19 protein-coding genes are annotated in these 21,809 nt (G+C 69.6%); 11 read left to right on the plus strand and 8 right to left on the minus strand.

Annotated elements, in window-relative coordinates; all coding sequences use genetic code 11:
- Positions 1–8: 8 nt before the first annotated feature.
- The 5 genes from BKK80_RS11150 (at position 9) to sigJ (ending at position 6,356) form a co-directional block, all read left to right on the plus strand.
- The gene (locus BKK80_RS11150; protein WP_071069430.1) at positions 9–1,598 is read left to right on the plus strand and encodes an ABC transporter substrate-binding protein; all 1,590 of its coding nucleotides are present in this window, start codon (positions 9–11) and stop codon (positions 1,596–1,598) included.
- Positions 1,595–2,938, plus strand: a complete 1,344-nt coding sequence (locus tag BKK80_RS11155; RefSeq protein ID WP_071069432.1) for an acyl-CoA thioesterase/bile acid-CoA:amino acid N-acyltransferase family protein — start codon at positions 1,595–1,597, stop codon at positions 2,936–2,938. The genes BKK80_RS11150 and BKK80_RS11155 overlap by 4 nt, the downstream gene beginning before the upstream one ends.
- 56 nt (positions 2,939–2,994) lie before the next feature.
- A complete protein-coding gene (locus tag BKK80_RS35515) occupies positions 2,995–4,161 on the plus strand; it encodes a CMD domain protein (protein ID WP_084545554.1) in 1,167 nt (388 codons plus the stop codon).
- Positions 4,162–4,356: 195 nt separating this feature from the next.
- On the plus strand, positions 4,357–5,430 hold the full coding sequence (locus BKK80_RS11165; protein ID WP_157903205.1) for an alpha/beta fold hydrolase: 1,074 nt from the start codon (positions 4,357–4,359) through the stop codon (positions 5,428–5,430).
- Positions 5,427–6,356 (plus strand): RNA polymerase sigma factor SigJ, encoded by a 930-nt coding sequence (gene sigJ / locus BKK80_RS11170; protein WP_071069435.1) that lies wholly within the window; start codon positions 5,427–5,429, stop codon positions 6,354–6,356. The genes BKK80_RS11165 and sigJ overlap by 4 nt, the downstream gene beginning before the upstream one ends.
- A 13-nt stretch (positions 6,357–6,369) precedes the next feature.
- On the opposite strand, the gene BKK80_RS11175 is transcribed toward sigJ, so the two are convergent.
- Together BKK80_RS11175 and BKK80_RS35520 are read right to left on the minus strand one after the other, a co-directional pair.
- Positions 6,370–6,705, minus strand: a complete 336-nt coding sequence (locus tag BKK80_RS11175; protein ID WP_071012782.1) for a cupin domain-containing protein — start codon at positions 6,703–6,705, stop codon at positions 6,370–6,372.
- 55 nt (positions 6,706–6,760) lie between these two features.
- The gene (locus BKK80_RS35520; protein ID WP_084545556.1) at positions 6,761–10,774 is read right to left on the minus strand and encodes a DNA translocase FtsK 4TM domain-containing protein; all 4,014 of its coding nucleotides are present in this window, start codon (positions 10,772–10,774) and stop codon (positions 6,761–6,763) included.
- Positions 10,775–10,937: 163 nt separating this feature from the next.
- Here BKK80_RS35520 and BKK80_RS11185 point away from each other — a divergent pair, with 163 nt between their 5' ends.
- The 3 genes from BKK80_RS11185 (at position 10,938) to BKK80_RS11195 (ending at position 14,295) form a co-directional block, all read left to right on the plus strand.
- A complete protein-coding gene (locus tag BKK80_RS11185; RefSeq protein WP_071012783.1) occupies positions 10,938–12,146 on the plus strand; it encodes an EAL domain-containing response regulator in 1,209 nt (402 codons plus the stop codon).
- Between the two features lie 363 nt (positions 12,147–12,509).
- Positions 12,510–13,196, plus strand: a complete 687-nt coding sequence (locus BKK80_RS11190) for a hydrolase (protein ID WP_071012785.1) — start codon at positions 12,510–12,512, stop codon at positions 13,194–13,196.
- Between the two features lie 109 nt (positions 13,197–13,305).
- Positions 13,306–14,295, plus strand: coding sequence for an alpha/beta fold hydrolase (locus tag BKK80_RS11195; protein ID WP_083384220.1), 990 nt, complete (start codon positions 13,306–13,308; stop codon positions 14,293–14,295).
- A 107-nt stretch (positions 14,296–14,402) separates the two neighbouring features.
- Here BKK80_RS11195 and BKK80_RS11200 read toward each other — a convergent pair whose 3' ends face one another.
- The gene (locus BKK80_RS11200) at positions 14,403–15,446 is read right to left on the minus strand and encodes an AraC family transcriptional regulator (protein ID WP_231907908.1); all 1,044 of its coding nucleotides are present in this window, start codon (positions 15,444–15,446) and stop codon (positions 14,403–14,405) included.
- 262 nt (positions 15,447–15,708) lie between these two features.
- On the opposite strand from BKK80_RS11200, the gene BKK80_RS37185 reads away from it, so the two are divergent.
- Entirely contained in the window at positions 15,709–15,864 is a 156-nt protein-coding gene (locus BKK80_RS37185; RefSeq protein ID WP_197523909.1) for a hypothetical protein, read from the plus strand.
- A gap of 207 nt (positions 15,865–16,071) precedes the next feature.
- On the opposite strand, the gene BKK80_RS11205 is transcribed toward BKK80_RS37185, so the two are convergent.
- Both BKK80_RS11205 and BKK80_RS11210 read right to left on the minus strand, forming a co-directional pair.
- Complete coding sequence (locus BKK80_RS11205) at positions 16,072–16,485, minus strand: DoxX family protein (RefSeq protein WP_071012787.1); 414 nt, start codon at positions 16,483–16,485, stop codon at positions 16,072–16,074.
- A gap of 169 nt (positions 16,486–16,654) precedes the next feature.
- Entirely contained in the window at positions 16,655–17,611 is a 957-nt protein-coding gene (locus BKK80_RS11210; RefSeq protein ID WP_071012789.1) for a LysR family transcriptional regulator, read from the minus strand.
- Between the two features lie 160 nt (positions 17,612–17,771).
- Between BKK80_RS11210 and BKK80_RS11215 the strand changes: the two genes are divergently transcribed.
- Together BKK80_RS11215 and egtB are read left to right on the plus strand one after the other, a co-directional pair.
- A complete protein-coding gene (locus BKK80_RS11215) occupies positions 17,772–18,392 on the plus strand; it encodes an FMN-dependent NADH-azoreductase (protein WP_071012790.1) in 621 nt (206 codons plus the stop codon).
- Positions 18,393–18,712: 320 nt separating this feature from the next.
- Positions 18,713–20,002, plus strand: coding sequence for an ergothioneine biosynthesis protein EgtB (gene egtB / locus BKK80_RS11220; protein WP_071069437.1), 1,290 nt, complete (start codon positions 18,713–18,715; stop codon positions 20,000–20,002).
- Positions 20,003–20,027: 25 nt separating this feature from the next.
- On the opposite strand, the gene BKK80_RS11225 is transcribed toward egtB, so the two are convergent.
- Genes BKK80_RS11225 through BKK80_RS37890 form a run of 3 tightly spaced genes read right to left on the minus strand, consistent with a single transcriptional unit; the run spans position 20,028 to position 21,742 of the window.
- Complete coding sequence (locus BKK80_RS11225; protein ID WP_084084394.1) at positions 20,028–20,732, minus strand: ankyrin repeat domain-containing protein; 705 nt, start codon at positions 20,730–20,732, stop codon at positions 20,028–20,030.
- The gene (locus BKK80_RS11230) at positions 20,725–21,519 is read right to left on the minus strand and encodes a TatD family hydrolase (RefSeq protein ID WP_071012793.1); all 795 of its coding nucleotides are present in this window, start codon (positions 21,517–21,519) and stop codon (positions 20,725–20,727) included. Before BKK80_RS11230 ends, BKK80_RS11225 begins: the two co-directional genes overlap by 8 nt.
- Before the next feature lie 16 nt (positions 21,520–21,535).
- On the minus strand, positions 21,536–21,742 hold the full coding sequence (locus BKK80_RS37890) for a GNAT family N-acetyltransferase (protein WP_335582950.1): 207 nt from the start codon (positions 21,740–21,742) through the stop codon (positions 21,536–21,538).
- Between the last annotated feature and the right edge of the window lie 67 nt (positions 21,743–21,809).

The raw sequence follows: 21,809 nt of genomic DNA on the forward strand, positions 1-21,809 counted from the left end.
TCCGCCCCATGAATCGCCTGCTGCGCGCCACCGGCGCCATCGCCATTGCCACCGCCGCCCTGCTCTGCGCCGGCCATGCCGGCGCCCAAGCGCTGTCGATCGGCTTCGCCGACCCGCTGTCCTCGCTCGACCCGCAACTCAACAACCATGCCGGCGACCGCTCCGTCGACCTGCATTTCTGGGACCTGCTGGTGGAGAATCGCGACAACAAGCTGCAGCCCGGCCTGGCCCAGTCGTGGAAGGCCCTCGACGACAAGACCTGGGAGTTCAAGCTGCGCCGCGACGTGAAGTGGCAGGACGGCAAGCCCTTCACCGCCGAGGACGTGATCTTCTCCTACCAGCGCGCACGCAGCGTGCCGGGCAGCGTGGCGCCCTTCGCCGGCTACCTGCGCACGGTCGAGTCGGTCAGCGCGCCCGATCCCTACACGCTGCGCATCCGCACCCGCATCGCCAACCCCGACCTGCCGCTGAACCTGGCGTCGGTGCACATCGTCAGCAAGCACGTGGGCGAGAAGGCCGCCACCGAGGACTACAACGCCGGCCGTGCCATGGTCGGCACGGGCCCGTACAAGTTCGTCTCCTATGTCCCGGGCGAGCGCGTGATGATGGCGCGCAACGACGGCTACTGGGGCGCCAAGCCGCTCTGGCAGCAGGTCAACTACCGCTACATCAACAATGGCGCGGCGCGCACCGCGGCGCTGCTGTCGGGCGACGTGGACGTGATCGACAAGGTCTCGGTGGCCGACCTCGCCAAGCTGAAGCAGGCGCCCAACGTCAGCGTCTACGCCTATCCGGGCCTGCGCGTGATGCTGCTGCAGCCGAGCTTCCGTCCCGGCCCCAACCCCTACATCACCGACAACGCCGGCAAGCCGCTGGAGAAGAACCCGCTCACCGACGTGCGCGTGCGCCAGGCCCTGACGCTGGCGATCAACCGCAAGGCGCTGGTAGACCGCATCCTGCAAGGCACCGCGACGGTGGCCAACCAGTGGATGCCGGCCGGCACCTTCGGCTACAACCCGGAGGTCAAGGACATCGCCTACGACCCGGCGCGCGCCAAGGCGCTGCTGGCCGAGGCGGGTTACAAGGACGGCTTCAAGCTGACCATCCACGCGCCCAACGACCGCTATCCGCAGGGCCCCGAGACCGCGCAGGCGGTGGCGCAGTTCTGGACCCGCATCGGCGTCAAGACACAGGTGGAGGTGGTGCCCTGGTCGGTCTACTCGGGCCGCGCCAACAAGAACGAATACGCCGTCAGCATGCTCGCCTGGGGCAACGGCACCGGCGAGGCCAGCTACGCCATGGTCAATGTGCTCGCCACCGTCAATGCCGCCAAGGGCCTGGGCGCCTCCAACTGGGGCCACTACAGCAATCCCGCCGTGGACAAGGCGCTGGAAGCTTCCACCGCCGAGTTCGATGCGGCCCGGCGCGAGGCCATCCTGCGCGGCGCCGCCAAGGCGGTCAGCGATGATGCCGGCGTGCTGCCGCTCTACCACTACCAGAACATCTGGGCCGCCAAGAAGGGCCTGAAGGTGGCGCCCATGACCAGCGACCGTACCGTCGCCATGATGGTGACGCGCAGCGCGGGAGCCGGTAAATGAGGCAAGGCGGCCTGCAGGAACCGGTGCTCGAGGTCACCCCGGCCGATGCGCTGATCGACCAACCCCGCCGCATCGTCGTGCACGGGCTGCGTGCCGGCGAGCACGTCACGCTGACCGCCCAGACGACGCGCGGCCGCGGCGTCGTCTGGGCCAGCCAGGCGGTCTTCGCCGCCGACGGCGACGGCACCGTCGACCTGGGGCGCGACGCGCCGCTGTCGGGCAGCTACGCAGGCGTGGCACCGATGGGCCTGCTGTGGTCGCAGTGCCCGCTCGACGTACCCAGCCGTGAACTGTTCCATGCCGACACCACCGAGCCGCTGCGCACGCAGCTGGTGGCGGAGGCCGGCGGCGGCGAGGCCCGCGCCGAACTGGTGCAGCGCCTGGCGGCGTCCGGCGTGACACGGCAAGAACTGCGCGAGGACGGGCTGGTGGGCACGCTCTACCTGCCGCCGGGCCCGGGCCCGCACCCGGCCGTGATGATCCTCAACGGCTCCGGCGGCGGCATCAACGAGCCGCGCGCCGCGCTCTACGCCTCGCACGGCTATGCCGCGCTGGCGCTGGCTTACTTCAAGGCGCCGGGGCTGTCCGACTACATCTCCAACACGCCGCTGGAGTACTTCGAGCGCGGCCTGCGCTGGATGCACGCCAGGCTGCGCCCGGCCCACGGCTTCGTCGCCTTGTCCGGCCAGTCGCGCGGCGGCGAGCTGGTGCTGCTGCTGGGGGCGACCTTCCCCGAGCTGGTCTCGGCCGTGGTCGGCTACGTACCCGGCGCCGTGGTGCACAGCGCGCAGAACGCCGCCGATCCCGCCATCGGGCGCGAGGGCGCGGCCTGGCTGCTGGGCGGCAAGCCGCTTCCCCATCTGTGGGAACACAACCGCACGGCCACCTGGGCACCGTACGACGAAGGCCCGGCACCGCACCGGCATGAACGTGCCATCCTGACCGCGCTGCAGGACCCGGACGCGGTGGAACGCGCCCGCATCGCCGTGGAACGGATCCGCGGTCCGGTCATGCTGCTGTCGGGCACCGACGACGGCTCCTGGCCGTCGAGCCTGTACTCGCGCATGGTGGCCGAGCGCCTGGCCGCGCACGGCCATCCGCACGAAGTCGCCCACCTCGACTTCGCGGCCGCCGGCCATGCCATCCTGTTCCCCTACGTGCCGACCACGCAGATGGTCTACGCCCATCCGGTCTCCGGCCGCATCAGCACCACCGGCGGCACGCCGGCCGCCAACGCCGCCGCCGACGAGGGCTCGTGGAGCGGCGTGCACGCCTTCCTGGTGCGTGCCGTGGCGGCCAAGGCTGCCGCGGCATCGTCGTCGACGCGCCGGCCGGCGTGAGACGGTATCCCCGACCTTGCATTCGAGACGCAGAAGACACCACCACAAACACCGCCATGAGCCAAGACAACGCTTCCCCCGATCTCGTCGACCACCTCGCCGGCCTCGAAGCCGGCAGCGCCACGCATACGCTGCGCCACGCGCGCGCCAAGGTGGTGGAGGCCACCCAGGGCAGCTATGCCGGCCTGTTCGATCCCGCCCTGCCCGGCCTGACGCTGCCGGAGCGGCTGCTGGTGGCGCTGTATGCCGCGCGCCTGACGCCCAGCGCCGAGCTGGCCGCCCACTACCGCGCCCGCCTGCAGCAGGCCGGCGCCGAGCCCAAGCTGGTGCAGGCCGTCGCCGAGGGCGATGCCGAGGCCACCGCGGCTGCCAGCGGCCGCCTGGGCGCCATGCTGGCCTTCACGCGCAAGCTGATCGAGCGCCCGGTCGAGGGCGACGCGGCGGCGCTGCGCGCCCTGCCGGCCGCTGGCCTGTCGACGCCGGAGGTGGTCACGCTGGCGCAGCTGATCGCCTTCCTGTCCTACCAGGTGCGCCTGGTGGCGGGGCTGAAGGCCATGAAGGCCCTGGCGGGCCGCGAGATCCCGCCGGCACCTGCCTTCGTTGCGGCGGCGCCGGTGCCGGCCAGCGTGGCGGGCGCGGTGATCCAGCGCCACGGCTTCACCAACGAGGTGCTGGACTGGAAAGCGTGGCTGGACGTGGTGGCGCTGGAACGCGCCACGCCGGAGCAGATCGCCGTGCTGGAGGAGAGCCATCCGAAGGCCAAGGTGTCCGACTACTACCTGTTCCTGGTCCACCAGCCCGAGATCCTGCGCCAGCGCTCGACCGCCTTCAACGCCATCATGTACGCGCCCGGCGGCATGCCGCGCGCCGAGCGCGAGCTGGCCAGCACGGTGGTATCGCGCCTGAACGGCTGCGTCTACTGCGCCTCGGTGCACGCGCAGCGCTTCGAACAGCTCGCCAAGCGCAACGACGCCATCGTGCAGGTGTTCGAGGACCCCCGCACGGCCGGCACCAGTGCCCGCGAGCAGGCGATCAGCGCCTTCTCCATCGCCCTGACGGAACGCCCCGACCGCGTCGGCGCCGACGACCTCGTGCCGCTGCGCCAGGCCGGCATCGGCGAGGCGGAGATCCTCGACCTGGTCCACTCCATCGCCATCTTCGCCTGGGCCAACCGGCTGATGCTGAACCTGGGCGAGCCGGTGTTTCCGGCACCGGCCCGCTGACGCAGGCCAGCGCATGGGGCGCGGGGGAGGAGCGGGGGGGCGCGGATGCCGCCGCCTGACGGTTCGATGTCACATCGGGCGCGGCTGATCCGTCATCAGGGTGTCGCAGCGGCATCGTTGCGGCAGACAGCGGGACGAGGCCGCCGGCACAGGTGCCGGCTGCACCGCTCCGATCCCTCCCAGGTACCCGAATCCATGACCCGATCGCCCGCCTTTACCACCCCGCCGCCGACGCGGCGGCCCGCTCCCCGTTGGCGCACCCGCGCTGCCCGCACAGCCGCCGCTGCAGTCGCCGGCGCCTGCGCCCTTGCCGTCCTCGCTGCAGGCAGCCGGGCCTGGCAGCAGCGGCAGGATGGCGCCATCGCCACGCATTGGCCGCCGCCTGGCCAGCGCGTGGCGGTCTCCGGCAGGTCCATCCACCTGCACTGCACCGGACAGGGAAGCCCCACGCTGGTACTGGAAGCCGGCATGGCCGGCTGGTCGCAGGACTGGGCCTGGGTACAGGATCGCTTGTCGGCCGGCGGCCGGGTCTGCAGCTACGATCGGGCCGGCTACGGCTGGTCGGATGCAGCCTCGTCGCCACGCCTCGGCCTCGATGCCGTGGCGGACCTGCGCCAGGCCTTGCGCGCCGCCGGCGAAGCACCGCCCTGGCTGCTCGCCGGCCATTCCATGGGCGGCCTGCTGGCCGGCATGCACGCCCGCCAGCATCCGGCCGATGTGGCCGGACTCGCCTTGATCGACGCGGTCGGGCGCGACTACGCCGCGCAGTTCCCGCCCGAGCGCTATGCCCGCTTCCGCAGCGGCCTCGACCGCCTGCTTGCCCTCAGCGATGCCTTGGCGCCGTTCGGGCTGACGCGCTGGCTCGGCCTGCCGGCATCGCTGGTGGCCGCACGCCTGCCCACCGGCACGCGCGCCAGCGCCGTGGCCTGGTCCTTCTCGGCACGCCACTACCACACGCTGCGCGAGGAGAACGCGGGCTTCGACACGGTACTGCAGCAGGCGCGCCAACTGCCCGCCCTGCCGCACGTGCCTACGCTGGTGCTCAGCAGCGACGTGATGCGTGACTTTCCCGCCGGACTGGAAGATGCCGCGATGCGCGCCGCCTGGCAAGCCAACCAGCAAAGCATCGCGCGGGAAGCAGGCGTGTCACGCGTGCTGCTGGAGGGCAGCGGCCACTACCTGCACGTCGACCAGCCCGGCCGCGTCGTCGCCGAACTCTCCGCCTGGCGCGAGACGGCACGCCGGCAGCAAGCAGGAGCCAGCCGATGAGCACGCCGCTGGCCGGGGCAGCGGATGCGCATCTGGGCCTCTTCGAAGCCCAGCGCGCCCGCCTGCTGGCACTGGCCTGGCGCATGCTCGGCTCGCGCAGCGAGGCGCAGGACCTGGTGCAGGCGCTGTGGCTGCAGTGGCAGGGCACCTCGCTGGCCGGCCTGGAAGAGCCCGCCGCCTACCTGACCCGCATGGCCACCCATGCCTGCATCGACCAACTGCGCAGCGCGCGGCGCCAGCGTGAGCACTACGTGGGCGTGTGGCTGCCCGAGCCGGTGATCGAGCAGGCGGACCTGCTCGCGCCGGACGATCCGCACAGCTCGGATCCCGCGGCACGCCTGTCCTATGCGCAGGATGTCTCCACGGCTTTCCTGCTGACGCTCGAACGCCTGACGCCGCTCGAGCGCGCGGCCTTCCTGCTGCACGACGTCTTCGACCTGCCCTTCGAGGAGGTGGGGGCCCGCCTGGGCCGCGATGCCGCGGCCTGCCGGCAGCTTGCCGCGCGGGCCAGGAGCCACGTCCGGCGTGGCTACGTGCGCTGCGAACTGGACCATGCCAGCACGGAAGCCCTGATGCAGGCCTTCGAGCACGCACTGCAGGCGGGAGATCCGAATGCCCTGGCGGCACTGCTGTGCGAGGACGTCCAGTTGATGAGCGACGGCGGCGGACGCGCGGCGGCCATTCCCCGCCCCGTGCATGGCGGTGTCACGGTGGCACGCCTGCTGTGCGGTCTGTTCGATGCCTGGCGGCGGCGCGAACCGGCCAGCGTGATGCGGCGCGCGCGGATCAACGGCAACCCGGGCTTCGTGGTACGCGACGCCGGCGGCGGGCTGGCGCTGGCGGCCGCGCTGCATTGGCGGGCCGACAGCCGCCTGGCGCGCGTCTACCTGGTGCGCAATCCGGACAAGCTGCGCGCCCGCGGCTGAGAAGGCGGCCGCTTCAGCACCCGTCGTAGTGCACCGCCAGCCAGACCGTCGGCCGACCGGCCTCGGTCCACGCGACCCGATGGCGGCAATGTGCCGGCAGGCGCAGCCAGGTGCCGGGTTGCAGCAGGCGCGGCGCGGCCTCGCCTTCGATCTGCACCGCCGCACTACCCTCCAGCAGCAGCACCCATTCCTCCTGCTGGCTGTCGTACCAGAAGCCCGGCGGGCTGGCCTGCCCGTTCGAGACGATGCGCTCGATCTTCAGCCCGCGGCGCTCCAGCAGCGCCGTGAACACTTCATCGGCCGCGCCGACCGGCACGCCGGCGAACAGGTTGCCCTGGTCTGCGTCCATCGCTTGCTCTCCCCGGGCCGGCGCGCCGGCCGGCCGATCGCTGCCTTCCGCTCACTCAGTCGCCACCGCCGGGCGCGATCACGTCGCGCGCGCCGTTGCGGCCCATCGGCGAGACCAGGCCCGCCACCTCCATCTGCTCGATCAGGCGGGCCGCGCGGTTATAGCCGATGCGCAGCTGGCGCTGCACCGCCGAGATCGAGGCGCGGCGCGAGGTCAGCACGAAGGCCGCGGCTTCGTCGTAAAGCGGATCGCTCTCGCCGTCGCCACCCTGCCCGCCTTCGCCGAACAGGTCGGCGGCACCCTCCGGCGCGTCGCCGGCGAGGATGGTCTCGTCGTAGTCGGGCTCGCCGAACTGCTTCCAGTGCTCGACCACGCGGTGCACCTCATCGTCCGCCACGAAAGCACCATGCACGCGCTGCGGATAGCCGGTGCCCGGCGGCAGGAACAGCATGTCGCCCTGGCCCAGCAGCGTCTCGGCACCCATCTGGTCGAGGATGGTGCGCGAATCGATCTTGGAGGAGACCTGGAAGGCCACGCGCGTGGGGATATTGGCCTTGATCAGGCCGGTGATGACGTCCACCGAGGGACGCTGCGTGGCCAGGATCAGGTGGATGCCGGCGGCGCGCGCCTTCTGCGCCAGGCGCGCGATCAGCTCCTCGATCTTCTTGCCGGCCACCATCATCAGGTCGGCCAGTTCGTCGATCACCACCACGATCAGCGGCAGCGGATTGAGCGGCTCGGGCGCATCCGGCGTCAGCGAGAACGGATTGGGCACCTTCTCGCCGGCCGCCGCCGCGGCGCGGATCTTCTGGTTGTAGCCGGCCAGGTTGCGCACGCCCAGCGCCGACATCAGGCGGTAGCGCTTTTCCATCTCGCCCACGCACCAGTTGAGCGCGTGCGCGGCCTGCTTCATGTCGGTGACCACCGGCGCCAGCAGGTGGGGAATGCCCTCGTAGACCGACAGCTCCAGCATCTTGGGGTCGATCATGATCAGGCGCACGTCTTCCGGCGTGGCCTTGTACAGCATCGACAGGATCATGGCGTTGACCGCCACCGACTTGCCGGAGCCGGTCGTGCCCGCCACCAGCAGGTGCGGCGCGCGTGCCAGGTCGGTCACCACCGGATTGCCGGTGATGTCCTTGCCCATCGCCAGCACCAGCCGCGAGGCGTGCGACTGGAAGGAGGCAGCACGCACGACCTCGGACAGCCGGATCATCTGGCGCTTCGCATTGGGCAGCTCCAGCCCCATGCAGGTCTTGCCCGGGATGGTCTCGACCACGCGGATCGAGGTGACGCCCAGCGCGCGCGCCAGGTCCTTCATCAGGCCGACCACCTGCGCACCGCGCACGCCCATCGCCGGCTCGACTTCGAAACGCGTGATCACCGGCCCGGCCGAGGCACCGACCACCGCCACCGGCACCTTGAACTCGGCCAGGCGCTGCTCGATCAGGCCGCGGGTCTCGTCCAGGCGCGCCTGCGGCACGTGCTCGATATCATCGCCGGCGGCTTCCAGCAGCTCCGCCGGCGGCAGGCGGTAGTCGACCACGCGGGGCGGCGCGGGAGGGGGCGGCGGCACCGGCGGCGCCGGCGGTTGCAGCGAGACCACCCGTCCCACCACGGCCGGCAGCACGATGCGCGGCTTGCCGGCCGGCGCGCTGGCCTGGCTCAGCAGGGCATTGGCGTCGAAGGGTTCGGCCTCCTCGTTGCCGGCCGCATCGGCGGTGGAATCTTCGGCCGTGTCTTCGGCCGTGTCTTCGGCCTCGTCTTCGGCCTCGTCTTCGGCCGCTGCGACATCGGCTGCTTCATCGCCGGTGGCCTGCGCCATCGGATCGGCCGCTTCTACCGGTGCCAACGGCTCGGCCGCCTCGGCCGCCTCGGGTGCTTCGGCCGGATCCGCTGGCGCCGGGGCTTGCGCCGCCTGTTCGGCCGCGTGCGCTCCCGCGGCTTGTTCCACGGCTTGTTCCACGGCTTGTTCCGCGGCTTGTTGCGCGGCGGGTTCGGTGACTGGCTCTGCGGTAGCGCCCGGCGCCTCGAGCGCCTGCTCGGCCGCTTCGGCCTCCAGCGCCACTTCGGCTTCCGCCGCCAGCATCTGGTCGGCCATCGCGACGCCCGCCGTGGTCGCATTCTCGGCAGCCATCGTTGGCAGCAGATCGAGCACGGTTACGGCGTCGTCCGGATCCGGCGCCTGCGCGGCCGCGTCGATGACGGCCGGCATCTGCGCTGCTTCGTGCGGGTCGGCCGGAGCCGCATCGGCCGGCGCCGTCTGCGCGTCGGGATGCACTTCGGCGGATACCGGCTCGGTTGACGCCGACACGACTGCCGGTGCGGTAGTGCTGTCGACTGCGACAGGCTCCGGCGCCGGTTCCGGTTCCGGAGCCGGCGGCGACACCACGCCTGCCTTGTCCGCCTCGCCTACCCCGCCCGGCGCCGCGCTGGCGACGGCATCGGCAGTCGTGGCCGGCGGCGCCTCGACGGATGCCGCCATCCCGTCCGGCAGGATCGGCTCGATCACCACCGGTGCCTCGGCCGGCCCGAGTGTCACGGCAGCCGCTTCCGGCGTCACGGCCGGCTCCGCCGCCGTGGCCTCCGCCGGCACCGGCGCGGACACCATGCTGTCGGCATGGGGGAGCGGCTGCGCGGTCACCGGATGTGGCTGCCCCGATCCGGCGGCAAGCGCACGCAGTTCTGCCAGCAGGGTCTCGGCCTCCTGGCGGATGGCAGCCAGGGCAGCGGGGTCGGGCAAGGCGGGACCATCGTCGGTGGCTGCCGCGCCTTCGTCTGGTGCTGCCGGTACCGCGGCAGCCTGGCCTGCGGACCCGGTGCCGGCCGCACCGGTCGCCGGGGATGTGTCCTGCCCGACCGGCTCGCCTTGGCCCGCCGGGCTCTCAGGCGCGGCCGCACCATCGGACGCGTCGCTCGCCGACTTGGTAGCGGCAGTGGTCGCGGCGGTGGTTATCGTTGCGGCAGCGGCGGGGACCTGGTTTTCGGCCATGCGGTCCGCAGCCGGCGCCTCGGCCGTTGCCACCGTTGCCGCCGCAGCAACAGCGGCCGAGGCAGCCGCGCCGCTGGCGGTGCTTGCCGCGGACGCTGCCTGCGCCCCGGGCAGGGTAGTGGCCCGGCCCTGCAGGCCGAGCTGAGGCTGGTGGAAGGGACTGCTCACCACGGTGCCGCGCGTGGCGGGCTGCGCAGTCGTCGGCGCCGGGCGGGTGATCGGAGCCTTGGCGGCTTGCCCGGCTGCCGGCGCCTGCGATGCCCGCGCAGGCTGGGCAGTCTGCGCCGGCTTGCGCGCCTGGCCCTGGACTTGCGCAGCCGCCGCGTTGCGCGGCGCCAGCGCCGCGCGTGCGGTCGCGGCACCTATGGCAGCCGGGGCCGCAGCCTGGGAAGTCGGCGGTGCGGCAGGCTTCAGCCGCGTAGGCGCGCGCACTCCGGGTGCAACCCCACCTGCCGCGGCGCGCTCGCCGGTGCCGGGGGCACTAGGCGATGGCGCCTGCTGCAGCCAGATCTCACCCGGCTGCGGCGGCGATTCGCGCGTGCGCGGCGGCGGTTGCCAGACCGGCTGACGGCGTGCGGAGACCGCCTCGAAACTCTTGTGGCGCTGCGTCGGTTCGTTCCAGCCCGGCGCGCGATCTGCCGCCGACGGCACATAGCCGCCCGCATTGCCGGACTCGCGGTAGTCCGGCTCGCGCGGCGCGGGCCCCGGCCGTTCGTCCGGCTCGACCCGCGCGGGCCTGGGCTGGCGCAGGAACAGGCTGCGCCAGCTTTCGCCGAACACCATCGGCGCGGCCAGCGCCAGCACACCGAGCATCAGCAGCAGCGCGCCGGTCCAGCCAACCGCATGGCTGGCCAGCCCTGCCAGCGCGTGGCCGGCGGCGCCACCGCCGGTCTCGCTGCCCTGCGCCGCCGTCAGCGCTTCGAGCGAAGCGCTGGCGCACAGCACGATCGAGGTACCGACGGCCACGCGCAGCGAACCGGGACCGAACACGCGCTCACGCGCCAGTGCGCGGGCGCCCAGGCGCCAGAGCAGCGGCAGCAGCCACAGGATGGAGAATCCGAACCAGCCTAACACCATCGTTACCTTGTCTTCTTCAGAACTACGGGCAGCGATTGTAGCGGGTATAGGCAGGCGGCTGCCCGGACCTCGCCTATGCTGGGTATGAAATATCGCAGAATAGAGGCTACGACAACGCCGCCGGGGGGTACCCCGCCCCGCGGCGCCGGCCCATCCCTCCCCCATGCCGAACCCCTACGCCACCCTTGCCGTCCTCGTCGTCGACGACCACCCCTTCCAGCGCGCCGCAGCCGAGCTCCTGCTGCAGCGCCTCGGCGTTACCGACGTCCGCTGTGCCGCGGACGGCCGCGAAGCCGTCGACCTGCTGGCCACCCTGCCCTTCGACCTGGTGCTGTGCGACATCGACATGCCTCGCCTCAACGGGCCGCAGTTGATGAGCGAACTGAGCCGGCGCGGGGCGCAGGCCTTCGCCGGACGGGCGCCGGCCTGGTCGTGGATGAGCGCCGTCGACGAGGGCATCCTGGCTTCGCATGCCGACCTGGCAGGCGCGATCGGGCTGCCGCGCGTGCATGCCCTGCGCAAGCCCTTGTGCGCGGAATCGCTCGACGGCATCCTGCAGGATGCCGTGGCGCTGCGCAGCCAGGATGCGTCCGGCGCACCGCCTGAGCTGCCGGACGACCGGCAATTGCTGGACGCTCTGCGCACGCGAAGCGGCTTCTTCATCCTGCTGCAGCCCCAGGTCCGGATCGACACAGGCACCCTGGCCGGCGCGGAAGCTCTGTGCCGCTGGCAGCACCCGGACTTCGGGCTGGTCCCGCCCGACCACTTCATCGCGCGGCTCGAAGCGCTTGGCGAGACCGACGCCATCTTCTCGCTGGTCACCGAGCGCTGCCTGGCGGTGCAGGCCCGCCTGCAAGCCGGCGGCGCCAGCGTGCCGCTCAGCATCAATGCCTCGGCACAGACGCTATGCAGCAGCGGCATGCTTGAACGCTTCGATGCCCAGGTCGCCGCCAGCGGCATCCCGCGCGGGCTGCTCACCGTCGAACTGACCGAGACCTTCCCCGTGCACGACGCCGTCACGCTGTCGGTGGCGCTCAACCGGCTGCGCCTGATGGGTTATGGCGTGGCCATGGACGATTTCGGCGTCGGCATCACCACCCTCAAGCTGCTTGCCGACCTGCCTTTCACGCAGATCAAGCTAGACCGCTCGTTCGTCGGCAACGTCGATGGCAACAGCCAGCGGGCGCTGATCTGCCGCAGCATGATCGCGCTGGCGCGCGAATTGAACCTCGAGTGCGTCGCGGAAGGCGTGGAAACCGAGGCCCAGCGGGAAGCGCTGCTGGCGCTTGGCTGTCCTGTCGGCCAAGGCTACCTGTGGTCGCGGCCGCTGTCGGAGGATGCCTTCGTCGGTGACGTCCTGAGCAGACGCTGATCCACCGCCTCATGCGAAAGTCCCCCGATCGACAGCGCCTTCGGGCCGCAGGCGACGTTGCCAAGGCTCGCCATCGCCGTGCGATGGCTGCGCGTTGCGCCTGACCCGCGACCTTGAGGCACCGCCGCTCGGGGACGGTTTCTCTGACGCAATCGCCTGGCGTCTCGATAAGACCAAGGCAGCGGTCGACTAACACGAAGTGCCAATGGGCGCTGACGACAGCGCCCATTATGCTCGCTCCAGGTTGCCATCCGGACGAAGACACCGATCGTCGGCCCCTGTTCCGGGCCGCCCCGACACGGCGCTGCCGTAACAGCTCGTGCCGGCAGCAACCCTATTCTCGTCCGCAACAGGAGCCATTCCATGTCGAACCCGAAGCTTGAAGTCCTGACCCCGCAGAACAGCCAGCTGATCTTCATCGACCAGCAGCCCCAGATGGCGTTCGGCGTCCAGTCGATCGACCGCCAGACCTTGAAGAACAATGTGGTGGGCCTGGCCAAGGCAGGCAAGATCTTCAACATCCCGACCACCATCACCACGGTCGAGAGCGAGTCCTTCTCCGGCTTCACCTACCCGGAACTGCTCGATGTCTTCCCCGGCCAGAAGACCCTGGAACGCAGCTCGATGAACTCCTGGGACGACCAGAAGGTGCGCGATGCCCTGGCCGCCAACGGCCGCAAGAAGATCGTCGTCTCCGGCCTGTGGACCGAGGTCTGCAACCTCACCTTCGCCCTGTCGGCCATGCATGACACCGACTACGAGATCTACATGGTGGCCGACGCCTCCGGCGGCACCAGCAAGGAAGCCCACGACTACGCCATGCAGCGCATGATCCAGGCCGGCGTGGTGCCCGTGACCTGGCAGCAGGTACTGCTCGAATGGCAGCGCGACTGGGCGCACCGCGACACCTACGACGCCGTGATGCAGCTCGTCAAGGAGCACTCCGGCGCCTACGGCATGGGCGTGGACTATGCCTACACCATGGTGCACAAGGCACCCCAGCGTACCGCCACCACCCACGAGTCCATCGCGCCGGTGCCGGCACGCTGATCGCCGCGCCGCCGGCAGCCCACGTCTCAACGGCGTGGTGCCGGTGTCCAGCCATCTCATCCATCTCATTCATCCAGGATTTCGAGCCAACCTACAGGTGGCCCTGACCATGCAAAAAGAAGACACCCAGGACTCAGTTCAACACATCCATACCTCGCGCCGGCAGCTGCTGGTCGGCAGCACCGTCGGCGTCGCGGCCGCGTCAGTGGCTTCTATTGCCGCCCTGACGCCCACCGCCGCGGAATCCGCGCCAGCCGGCAGCCGTGCCACGAAGCAGGGCCACTACGTTGCGGCCAAAGACGGCACGCGCATCTTCTACAAGGACTGGGGTGCAGGCCGCCCGGTGGTGTTCTCGCACGGCTGGCCGCTCAATGCCGACGCCTGGGACGCCCAGATGCTGTTCCTGGCGCAGAAGGGCTTTCGCGTGATCGCCCATGACCGTCGCGGCCATGGACGTTCGGACCAGCCCGCGCAGGGCAACAACATGGACACCTACGCCGACGACCTGGCCGCGCTGCTGGATGCGCTCGACGTCAAGGACGCAACGCTGGTCGGCCACTCCACCGGCGGTGGTGAAGTGGCGCACTACATCGGCCGTCATGGCACGAAACGTGTGGCGAAGGCGGTTCTGATCGGCGCGGTGCCGCCGATCATGCTCAAGACCGCGGCCTATCCGAACGGCCTGGCGATGGAAGTATTCGATGGTATCCGCAAGGGCGTGGCGGAAAACCGCTCGCAGTTCTATAGAGACCTGGCCACGCCATTCTTCGGCTTTAATCGGCCCGGCGCGAAGGTCTCGCAAGCCACCATCGATGCCTTCTGGGCGCAGGGCATGACCGGTGGCATCCTGGGCCAGTACGCCTGCATCAAGGAGTTCTCGGAAGTGGACTACACCGAGGACTTGAAGAGAATCACCGTGCCGACGCTGGTCCTGCACGGTGACGACGACCAGATCGTGCCCATCGACAATTCGGCCCGCCTCTCGGCCAAGATCCTCAAGAATGGCACGCTCAAGGTCTATCCGGGAGCGTCGCACGGCATGTGCGTGGTCAACGCCGATCAGGTCAATGTCGACCTGCTCGCCTTCCTGAACGCCTAAGCTGCCATTTTCGGTCCTTTGGCCGTGCTGGCAGTACAGGTGAAGGCCGGTTTCGTCCTCGCCGCTACGGCGGCGGATGGCCGGCTTTCCTCGCAGCTTCGGCCAGCCTAGTGGCCCCGGCAGCGGCGCCACTCCCCGGGACTCGTGCCCACGAGCCTGGTGAACGTCCGGGTGAAGTGGCTTTGATCCGCGAATCCGCATAGCAGGGCGATCTGGCCGAGCCGGAACGCCGGCTTCTCGAGAAGTTGTTTTGCCCGCTCCACGCGCTGGAGCACCAACCATCTGTGGGGCGGCATGCCGGTAGAACTGCGGAAAGCCCGAGCAAAATGCGCGCGCGACAAGTTGCACGCTTCTGCCAGCAGCTGAAGCGAGATGTCGCCTTCCAGGTTATTCATGATCATCTCCTTCGCTCGAGCCTCCTGCCACGGCGCCAGGCGCGTATGCACCTTCCGGCTGGCGACGTGCACCCCCCCGTAGTAATGGACGAGATGGACCCGCAAGGCCAAGGCCATGTGGTCCACGAAAAGCGTCGATGCCCGCTCGGGATGTTCAAGGGCAGGAAGCAGCGCGAGGCTCAGCTGATGGACAACGGGGTCTGCGACACTCAAGTGCGGCGGGCAGCGGAGGTGCTCCACCTCCTTGATACCCAGATCCGCGGAAGTCTCTCGAAGAGCGCTCTGCGGTATATAGAACTGCATGCAGTCATAGGGACCGATCAGATCCGCCATCCACAGGCGTTCGAGGTCATGGATGGCCAGGTATCCTGCGCCATATTCGATATACGGGGCCTCCTTGCCAGCCACCCAAAGCCGCTGCTCACCAAATGGACGAAGCTGGAGAACCGCAAGGTAAGCATGCTCATGTTCGTAGCGGTCAGTGAGGCCGGAATTACGGTGATCACTGCGGACCCTGGAGATTCCGATCGGCGTGTAGCGCAGTGAGCGGGTGACGATCGATTGCTTGGTCTCCCCCGGCATGTACTCGGAATGCCTCCAGCCGGAACCGTGCTCTTCGGTGTGCATCTCTCGTTGCAAAAAAAGCAGCAGATTTTGCCATATTGCCGGAAGCTGCCACGTCTCGGAATGCTGGCGAAAGAATGCTCCCTGCACGCTCGACCTGCCCGCGGAGAGCCGCCGGGTCGGCTGCGGCATACGGTACCCGCATTTTCCAAGCGCTACCCTGGCGTGGGCCGCATCTGGTACAGGCCTCCCCATCGGAAATGGCACACTTGGTAACCGCCGGAGGGGTGAACCTCGGGCTTGCCACTGCCCTCAGTTCCTGCAACCGGACGCTCGCCAAGGCGGCGCAAGCGCGCGGCGTCGTACAGGTCACCGCGCCGGCGCCGACCGCCGACCGCCGATTGCCGATGACCTGGCGCACAACCTTGCGAAACCCGTGCGCCGGCACGAGACGATGCTGCTGGCGATCGCCTGCGATAGGCGCCTGGCGGTGGAAATGCCGCCTGGGGACGCACTGGCGCGGCTGGGGCGGCCGCTGTTTCCGAATGCCGTGTCGATGAGCCAGACCCACCCCGACAGTGTGCGAATCCTGGTCATGCGGGAAACGTGAGGGGGTGCTTGGCACCGCGACACAGGCACGGGACCGGTTCCACAAAACGATCTGCCGTTCGATCAGGGAGGCGCCCGAGCATGCGCGGAAGGTCCTAGTCGATGGGCTCGATGGGCGGCCCGATCGGCGGCTCGATGGCCGGGCGGGCAGGCCCGGTCAGAGCACCCGCACAAGCTGTGCGCGCAACGGCCCGGCCGCCAGCGCGCACTAGTTCCAGCGCCCCGCGGCCCCGCCGAAGCTGAAACGGCCGGCGCCCAGCAGCAGCACGGCCACTCCGCCGGCAAGGTACAGCGCCTGCAGTTCGAGCGCCCAGCCGCCGGTGGGCGACATCTCGCCGAACTGCTTCATGTGCACGAGGCCCAGCGCGAACAGCATGTTGATCACCACGACCAGGCCCGCCAGGCGGGTCCAGATGCCAAGGATCAGCAGGATCGGCGCCACCACCTCGCCGATATAGACCAGGTAGGCCACCGCTTGCGGCAAACCCGCCTGCTGCACCATCTGCACGACGAAGCCAGGCCCGCTGATCAGCTTGCTGATGCCGTGGCAAAGGATCAGCGCGCCCAGCACGATGCGCAGCACCGCCTTGCCAAGATCCTGGGAAGCTTGCGAACTGCTCATGGCCTGCTCTCCTTGCCCGCTCAGGGCGGCGATGGACCGGTTGGCGCCGGCCGGCGTGCGCTCGCGGGCGCACGCTGACAGACGCCCTTGTACCTTAATGCGGCATGGCGTGAAGGTAAAGACGCCAGGCGCCCACGCCGGCGTCGCAGCGTGGTGGCGGCGCCACGTCTCAGGTATCGATGGGGCGGTGCATGCCCGGCGGCCCGCCGATCGGCTGCATGCCGGCCCGGTATGCGGTCTCCGGCAGGATTTCGGCCAGAAAATCCAGGAAACGGCGCAGCGCGGGAGTCATGCCCTTGCGTGAAGAGAATACCGCGTGCAGGGTGCCGACCGGCATCGCCCACTGCGGCAGCAGCAGTTCCAGATCGCCGTGCTCGATCGCTTCGCGGCAGAACATGCGCGGCAGCATGGCGACGCCGACACCGGCGATGGCCGCCTCGCGCAGTACCGCGAACTCGTCGGTGACCAGGCGCGGATCGTAGCTGATCTGGATCGACTGGCCGTCGGCGCAGGACAGCGTCCATACATGCTTGCCGTCATGCGGCTGCTGCCCCACTCCCGGCACGCCATTGAGCGCCTGCGGGGTGCGCGGCCGCCCGATCCCGTCGAGCAGGCGCGGGCTGGCCACCAGCATCACCGGGCTCTCGCCGAAGGTGCGCACCACCAGGCTGGAATCATCGATCACCTCGCGCACCCGCAGCGCCAGGTCGAAGCCTTCGCCGATCACGTCGACGCGGCGGTTGGTGGCCTCCAGTTCGATGCGCACCGCCGGATTGGCCTGCATGAAACGGCCGATGGCCGGCGCCAGCAGGCTCTGTGCGATGGGCACCGGGCAACTGACGCGCAAGGTCCCGCCAGGCTGCTCCCGTGCCAGCTCGATCACCTCGCGTGCTGCCTCCGCCTCTTTCAGCATGGCATTGCAGCGCTCGTAGTAGGCCTCGCCCACTGGCGTCACGCGGACCTGGCGGGTGGTACGGCGCAGCAGCTGCATCCCCAGTTCCTTCTCCAGTTGCGCGATGCGCCGGCTCAGGCGCGATTTCGGCACGCCCGTAGCCCGGCTGGCCGCGGAAAAGCTGCCATGGCGCACCACCTGCGCGAACAGCGACAGGTCGTTCAGGTCCTGCATTGGTCGGCTCCTCGTCGGCTCATGCCTCGTCTCTCCCCGGTCAGCCTGGCTTCCCGTTCCATTGATAGAACAATAATTTCCATTTTGCCTCACTACCGGCATCAATGGCGAGGCTCTATCTTTCCTACATCCAACCCCGACCACCTTGTGGAGCCAAATCATGAACATCCTGCAAATCGATTCCAGCGTCCTCGGCGACCATTCCGTTTCGCGCAGCCTGACCGCCAAGGTGGTGGCCGACCTGCGTGCCAGCCACCCGGACGCCAAGCTGACCGTGCGCGACCTGGATCAGGACGCACCCGCCCACTTGTCCGGCAACCTGCTGCCCGTGCTGGGCGGCCCCAAGGACGGCCTCAACGCGGTGCAACAAGCCGAACTCGAACGTACCGAAACCTGGCTGGCTGAATTCCTCGCCGCCGACGTACTGGTGATCGGCGTGCCGCAGTACAACTTCAGCATCCCGAGCCAGCTCAAGGCCTGGATCGACCGCATCGCGCAGGCCGGCCGCACCTTCCGCTACACCGAGAACGGCCCTGTCGGCCTGGCCGGCGGCAAGCGCGTGATCGTAGTGTCCTCGCGCGGCGGCGTGCGCCAGGACGATTCGAAGCTCGACCTGCACGAACAGACCGTCGACGTGGTCCTGCGCTTCCTCGGCATCACCGACATCACCTTCGTCCGCGCCCACGGCCTGGCCTTCGGCCCGGAAGCCCGCGAGGCCAGCATCGCCGCCGCCCGCACCGAAGTGCAGGCCCTGAACGACGGCGCCGCGCTGGCTGCCTGACGCCAGCAGCTGCCGCCCGGCCGGCACGCGCCGGCCCTCTCCGGGCAGCCGCACCCCTCTCCGATCCCCCGCCACCGCGGCTCGCGGTCGCGGGGGATCGCGTCTATGATGGAGCCAAGAGACGGCGGCGCGCCTGCCGCTGCCCCGCCGGCATCACGGGCGGGGCCTGCCGCGGCGCACCCCAGCAGGCAATCCAGCGTCCGTTCCAGGCACGGCGCCCGCACGCGGCGGGCGCCGCGCGCCTTCGTTACAGCGGCCTGGCCATGGCGGCCATCGCTTCTGCCGCTGGCCCTCAGCCAAGTCCGAGTCCGGGAGCCCGCATGCCATCCGCCCTGTTGCCTGCCAGCGCCATCCCTCCGCCGCACGAAGCGCACTTGCTGGCGCGCTATCGGCATATCCGCGCCGCCACCGAGACGCTCGCCGCCGACCTCAGCGATGCCGACGCGACCGTGCAGTCGATGGAGGATGCCAGCCCGGCCAAATGGCACCTGGCCCACACCGCATGGTTCTTCGAGGAATTCGTGCTGGCCGCGCGCCTGCCTGGCTACGCGCCCTACGACGAGCGCTTCCGCTACCTGTTCAACTCCTATTACGAGGCGGTCGGCGCGCGCCATCCGCGCCCGCGCCGCGGGCTGCTGACACGCCCCACGCTGGATGAAGTCCTGGCCTACCGCGAAGCGGTCGATGACGCCATGACGGCCTTGCTGGCGACGGCGCAGACCGATGCCGAGGCGGCGCTGATCGAACTGGGCCTGCATCATGAACAACAGCACCAGGAACTGCTGCTGACCGACATCCTGCACCTGTTCGCGCAGAATCCGCTGCGCCCGGCCTATGCGCACGAACTGGCAGCGGCGGTGGTCGCGGATCCGCGCCCGGCCCCCGAGTGGATCGCCTTCGAAGGGGGCGTGGCGTCGATCGGCCATGCCGGCGACGACTTCGCCTTCGACTGCGAGGGACCGCGCCACAGCGTGCTGCTGGTGCCTTACCAGCTCTGCTCCCATCCGGTCAGCAACCAGCAATGGTGCGAATTCATCGACGATGGCGGCTACCAGAGCGCCGGCCTGTGGCTGTCGGACGGCTGGCGCTGGGTCGGCGAACAGGACGTGCAGGCACCCCTGTACTGGGAGGAACGGGACGGCGCCTGGTGGCAGATGAGCCTGCGCGGCATGCATCCGGTAGACCCCGACAGCCCGGTCACCCACATCAGCTTCTACGAGGCCGAGGCTTTCGCCCGCTGGGCCGGCCGGCGCCTGCCGACCGAGGCCGAATGGGAACACGCGGCGCAGAAGCTGCCGGCCACCGGCAACTTCGCGGAAAGCCATGCGCTGCGGCCGCTGCCCGATCGCCAGAATACCTCGGGCGTGCTGCGGCAGATGTTCGGTGACGTGTGGGAATGGACCGGCAGCGCCTACCTGCCCTACCCGGGTTTCCGGCCCCAGGCCGGCGCGGTGGGCGAATACAACGGCAAGTTCATGAGCGGCCAGATGGTGCTGCGCGGCGGGTCCTGCGTCACGCCGGAATCGCACATCCGCGCCAGCTACCGCAACTTCTTCTACCCGCACCAGCGCTGGCAGTTCACGGGACTGCGCCTGGCCGACGACCTGTGAGCCGCCGGCCGGGCGGCGCCATGCCTTACTTGCCGGCGCCCGCCTTGGCAGGGGCCGCCATCGGCAGGTCCGGATAGAGCTTCTGCCAGCGCGACTTCAGGCCCGCGGCGATCTCGTCCTGATGGTAGCGCTCGGCAAAATCGATCACCGTCATGCCCTGCTGGTTGCGCAGGCGCATGTCGGCGCCCTCGTCGAGCAGCAGCTTGACCGTCTCGATATGGCCGCCGCGCGCCGCCATCATCAGCGGCGTGGTGGCATTCGGGCTCTCGGCGTCGATGTAGGCCGAATGGTCGAGCAGGTACTTGACGATCCCGGTGTTGCCATTGGTCGCCGCGTAGTGCAGCGGCGTCCAGCCGGTCTTGTTGATCTCGACCTCGTACTGCTCCACCAGCAGCTTGACCACGTCCGGCTCGTTGAGCAGGCAGGCCATCATCAGCGGCGTCTCGCCGGCGGCATTGGCCTTGTCGAAGTCGATGGCCTTGGCGGCCGACAGCGTCTTGATCACCTTGGCCGACTTCTCGCGCACCGCCACCACCAGCATCGGATCGCCCTTGGCATCCACCTGGTTGGGGTCCATGCCGCGCGCCAGCAGCTTCTGCACCGCGTTGACGTCGTCGAAGACCACGGCCTTGCGCATGTCGTCGACCGGCGTGGCGGTGGCGCAGGCCACCAGGGAGCCGGTCAGCAGCATGGCGCCGACGGCGCGCCGGAATATCTTCAGGTCAGGCATCGGGATTCCTTTTAGTGTGCTTGAAGAGGCGGAAGAAATTATCGCTGGTCTGCGCCGCCACCTCTTCCACCGGCACGCCGCGCAGCTTGGCGATGAACTCGCCCACGTGGCGCACCCAGGCCGGTTCATTGGTCTTGCCGCGGTAGGGCACCGGCGCCAGGTACGGCGAATCGGTCTCGATCAGCATGCGGTCCAGCGGCACCTTGCGCGCGGTCTCCTGCAGATCGGCCGCGCTCTTGAAGGTAACGATGCCGGAGAAGGAGATATAGAAGCCCTCGTCCAGCGCCTGGCGAGCGATGTCCCAGGTCTCGGTGAAGCAGTGCATCACGCCGCCGGCCTCGCGCGCGCCCTCTTCGCGCATCACGCGCAGGGTGTCGTCGGCCGAGGAGCGGGTATGGATGATCAGCGGCTTGCCGGTCTGGCGCGCGGCGCGGATATGGGTGCGGAAACGCTCGCGTTGCCATTCCATGTCGGCAATGCTGCGGCCGTTGAGCCGGTAGTAATCCAGCCCGGTCTCGCCGGTGCCGACCACGCGCGGGTGCGCCGACAGCGCGAGCAGGCGCTCCAGCGTGGGCTCCTCGCCTTCCTCGTAGTCGGGGTGCACGCCGACCGAGGCGTACAGGTTGGGATGCTGCTCGGCCAGCGCGAGCACACGCGGGAAATCCTCCAGCGTGACGGCAATGCACAGGGCATGCGACACCTGGTTGGCGCGCATGTTCTCCAGCAGCTCGGGCAGGCGCGCAGACAGGTCGGGGAAATCGATGTGACAGTGGGAATCGACGAACATGATGAACAGGCGCTGGTCAGTCCGCCATCAGGCGGTGGCCGGGGATAAGAAGGTCGCGCTCGACACTGCCGGGCAGCGCGGCGCGCGGCAGCTGCGCTTCGCACCAGGCCTGGCGCGAAGCCGCGCTGACCGGTTCGGTGCCGGCGGTCACCATGCGCGCGGGCACGGTGCCGTTGTGGATCTCGGCGATGGCGGCCGGGTCGTCCTGTCGCGCCATACGCATGGTAAGCATGGTAAAGCCGGCTTGCGTCATAGAAAGCAAAGGTGAGGCGGTGAGGCGGCGGGCCGCC

The organism is Cupriavidus malaysiensis (genome assembly GCF_001854325.1).
GTDB lineage: Bacteria > Pseudomonadota > Gammaproteobacteria > Burkholderiales > Burkholderiaceae > Cupriavidus > Cupriavidus malaysiensis.

What these genes read in the sequence shown, in the direction of transcription:
- BKK80_RS37890 (WP_335582950.1), bottom strand. Translation starts at nt 21,742, where the DNA reads ATGCGTATGGCGCGACAGGACGACCCGGCCGCCATCGCCGAGATCCAC.
- BKK80_RS11155 (WP_071069432.1), top strand. Translation starts at nt 1,595, where the DNA reads ATGAGGCAAGGCGGCCTGCAGGAACCGGTGCTCGAGGTCACCCCGGCC.
- BKK80_RS11185 (WP_071012783.1), top strand. Translation starts at nt 10,938, where the DNA reads ATGCCGAACCCCTACGCCACCCTTGCCGTCCTCGTCGTCGACGACCAC.
- BKK80_RS11210 (WP_071012789.1), bottom strand. Translation starts at nt 17,611, where the DNA reads ATGCAGGACCTGAACGACCTGTCGCTGTTCGCGCAGGTGGTGCGCCAT.
- BKK80_RS11150 (WP_071069430.1), top strand. Translation starts at nt 9, where the DNA reads ATGAATCGCCTGCTGCGCGCCACCGGCGCCATCGCCATTGCCACCGCC.
- egtB (WP_071069437.1), top strand. Translation starts at nt 18,713, where the DNA reads ATGCCATCCGCCCTGTTGCCTGCCAGCGCCATCCCTCCGCCGCACGAA.
- BKK80_RS11190 (WP_071012785.1), top strand. Translation starts at nt 12,510, where the DNA reads ATGTCGAACCCGAAGCTTGAAGTCCTGACCCCGCAGAACAGCCAGCTG.
- BKK80_RS11200 (WP_231907908.1), bottom strand. Translation starts at nt 15,446, where the DNA reads ATGCCGCAGCCGACCCGGCGGCTCTCCGCGGGCAGGTCGAGCGTGCAG.
- BKK80_RS11215 (WP_071012790.1), top strand. Translation starts at nt 17,772, where the DNA reads ATGAACATCCTGCAAATCGATTCCAGCGTCCTCGGCGACCATTCCGTT.
- BKK80_RS37185 (WP_197523909.1), top strand. Translation starts at nt 15,709, where the DNA reads ATGCTGCTGGCGATCGCCTGCGATAGGCGCCTGGCGGTGGAAATGCCG.
- BKK80_RS11195 (WP_083384220.1), top strand. Translation starts at nt 13,306, where the DNA reads ATGCAAAAAGAAGACACCCAGGACTCAGTTCAACACATCCATACCTCG.
- BKK80_RS11175 (WP_071012782.1), bottom strand. Translation starts at nt 6,705, where the DNA reads ATGGACGCAGACCAGGGCAACCTGTTCGCCGGCGTGCCGGTCGGCGCG.
- BKK80_RS35520 (WP_084545556.1), bottom strand. Translation starts at nt 10,774, where the DNA reads ATGGTGTTAGGCTGGTTCGGATTCTCCATCCTGTGGCTGCTGCCGCTG.
- BKK80_RS11205 (WP_071012787.1), bottom strand. Translation starts at nt 16,485, where the DNA reads ATGAGCAGTTCGCAAGCTTCCCAGGATCTTGGCAAGGCGGTGCTGCGC.
- BKK80_RS35515 (WP_084545554.1), top strand. Translation starts at nt 2,995, where the DNA reads ATGAGCCAAGACAACGCTTCCCCCGATCTCGTCGACCACCTCGCCGGC.
- BKK80_RS11165 (WP_157903205.1), top strand. Translation starts at nt 4,357, where the DNA reads ATGACCCGATCGCCCGCCTTTACCACCCCGCCGCCGACGCGGCGGCCC.
- BKK80_RS11225 (WP_084084394.1), bottom strand. Translation starts at nt 20,732, where the DNA reads ATGCCTGACCTGAAGATATTCCGGCGCGCCGTCGGCGCCATGCTGCTG.
- sigJ (WP_071069435.1), top strand. Translation starts at nt 5,427, where the DNA reads ATGAGCACGCCGCTGGCCGGGGCAGCGGATGCGCATCTGGGCCTCTTC.
- BKK80_RS11230 (WP_071012793.1), bottom strand. Translation starts at nt 21,519, where the DNA reads ATGTTCGTCGATTCCCACTGTCACATCGATTTCCCCGACCTGTCTGCG.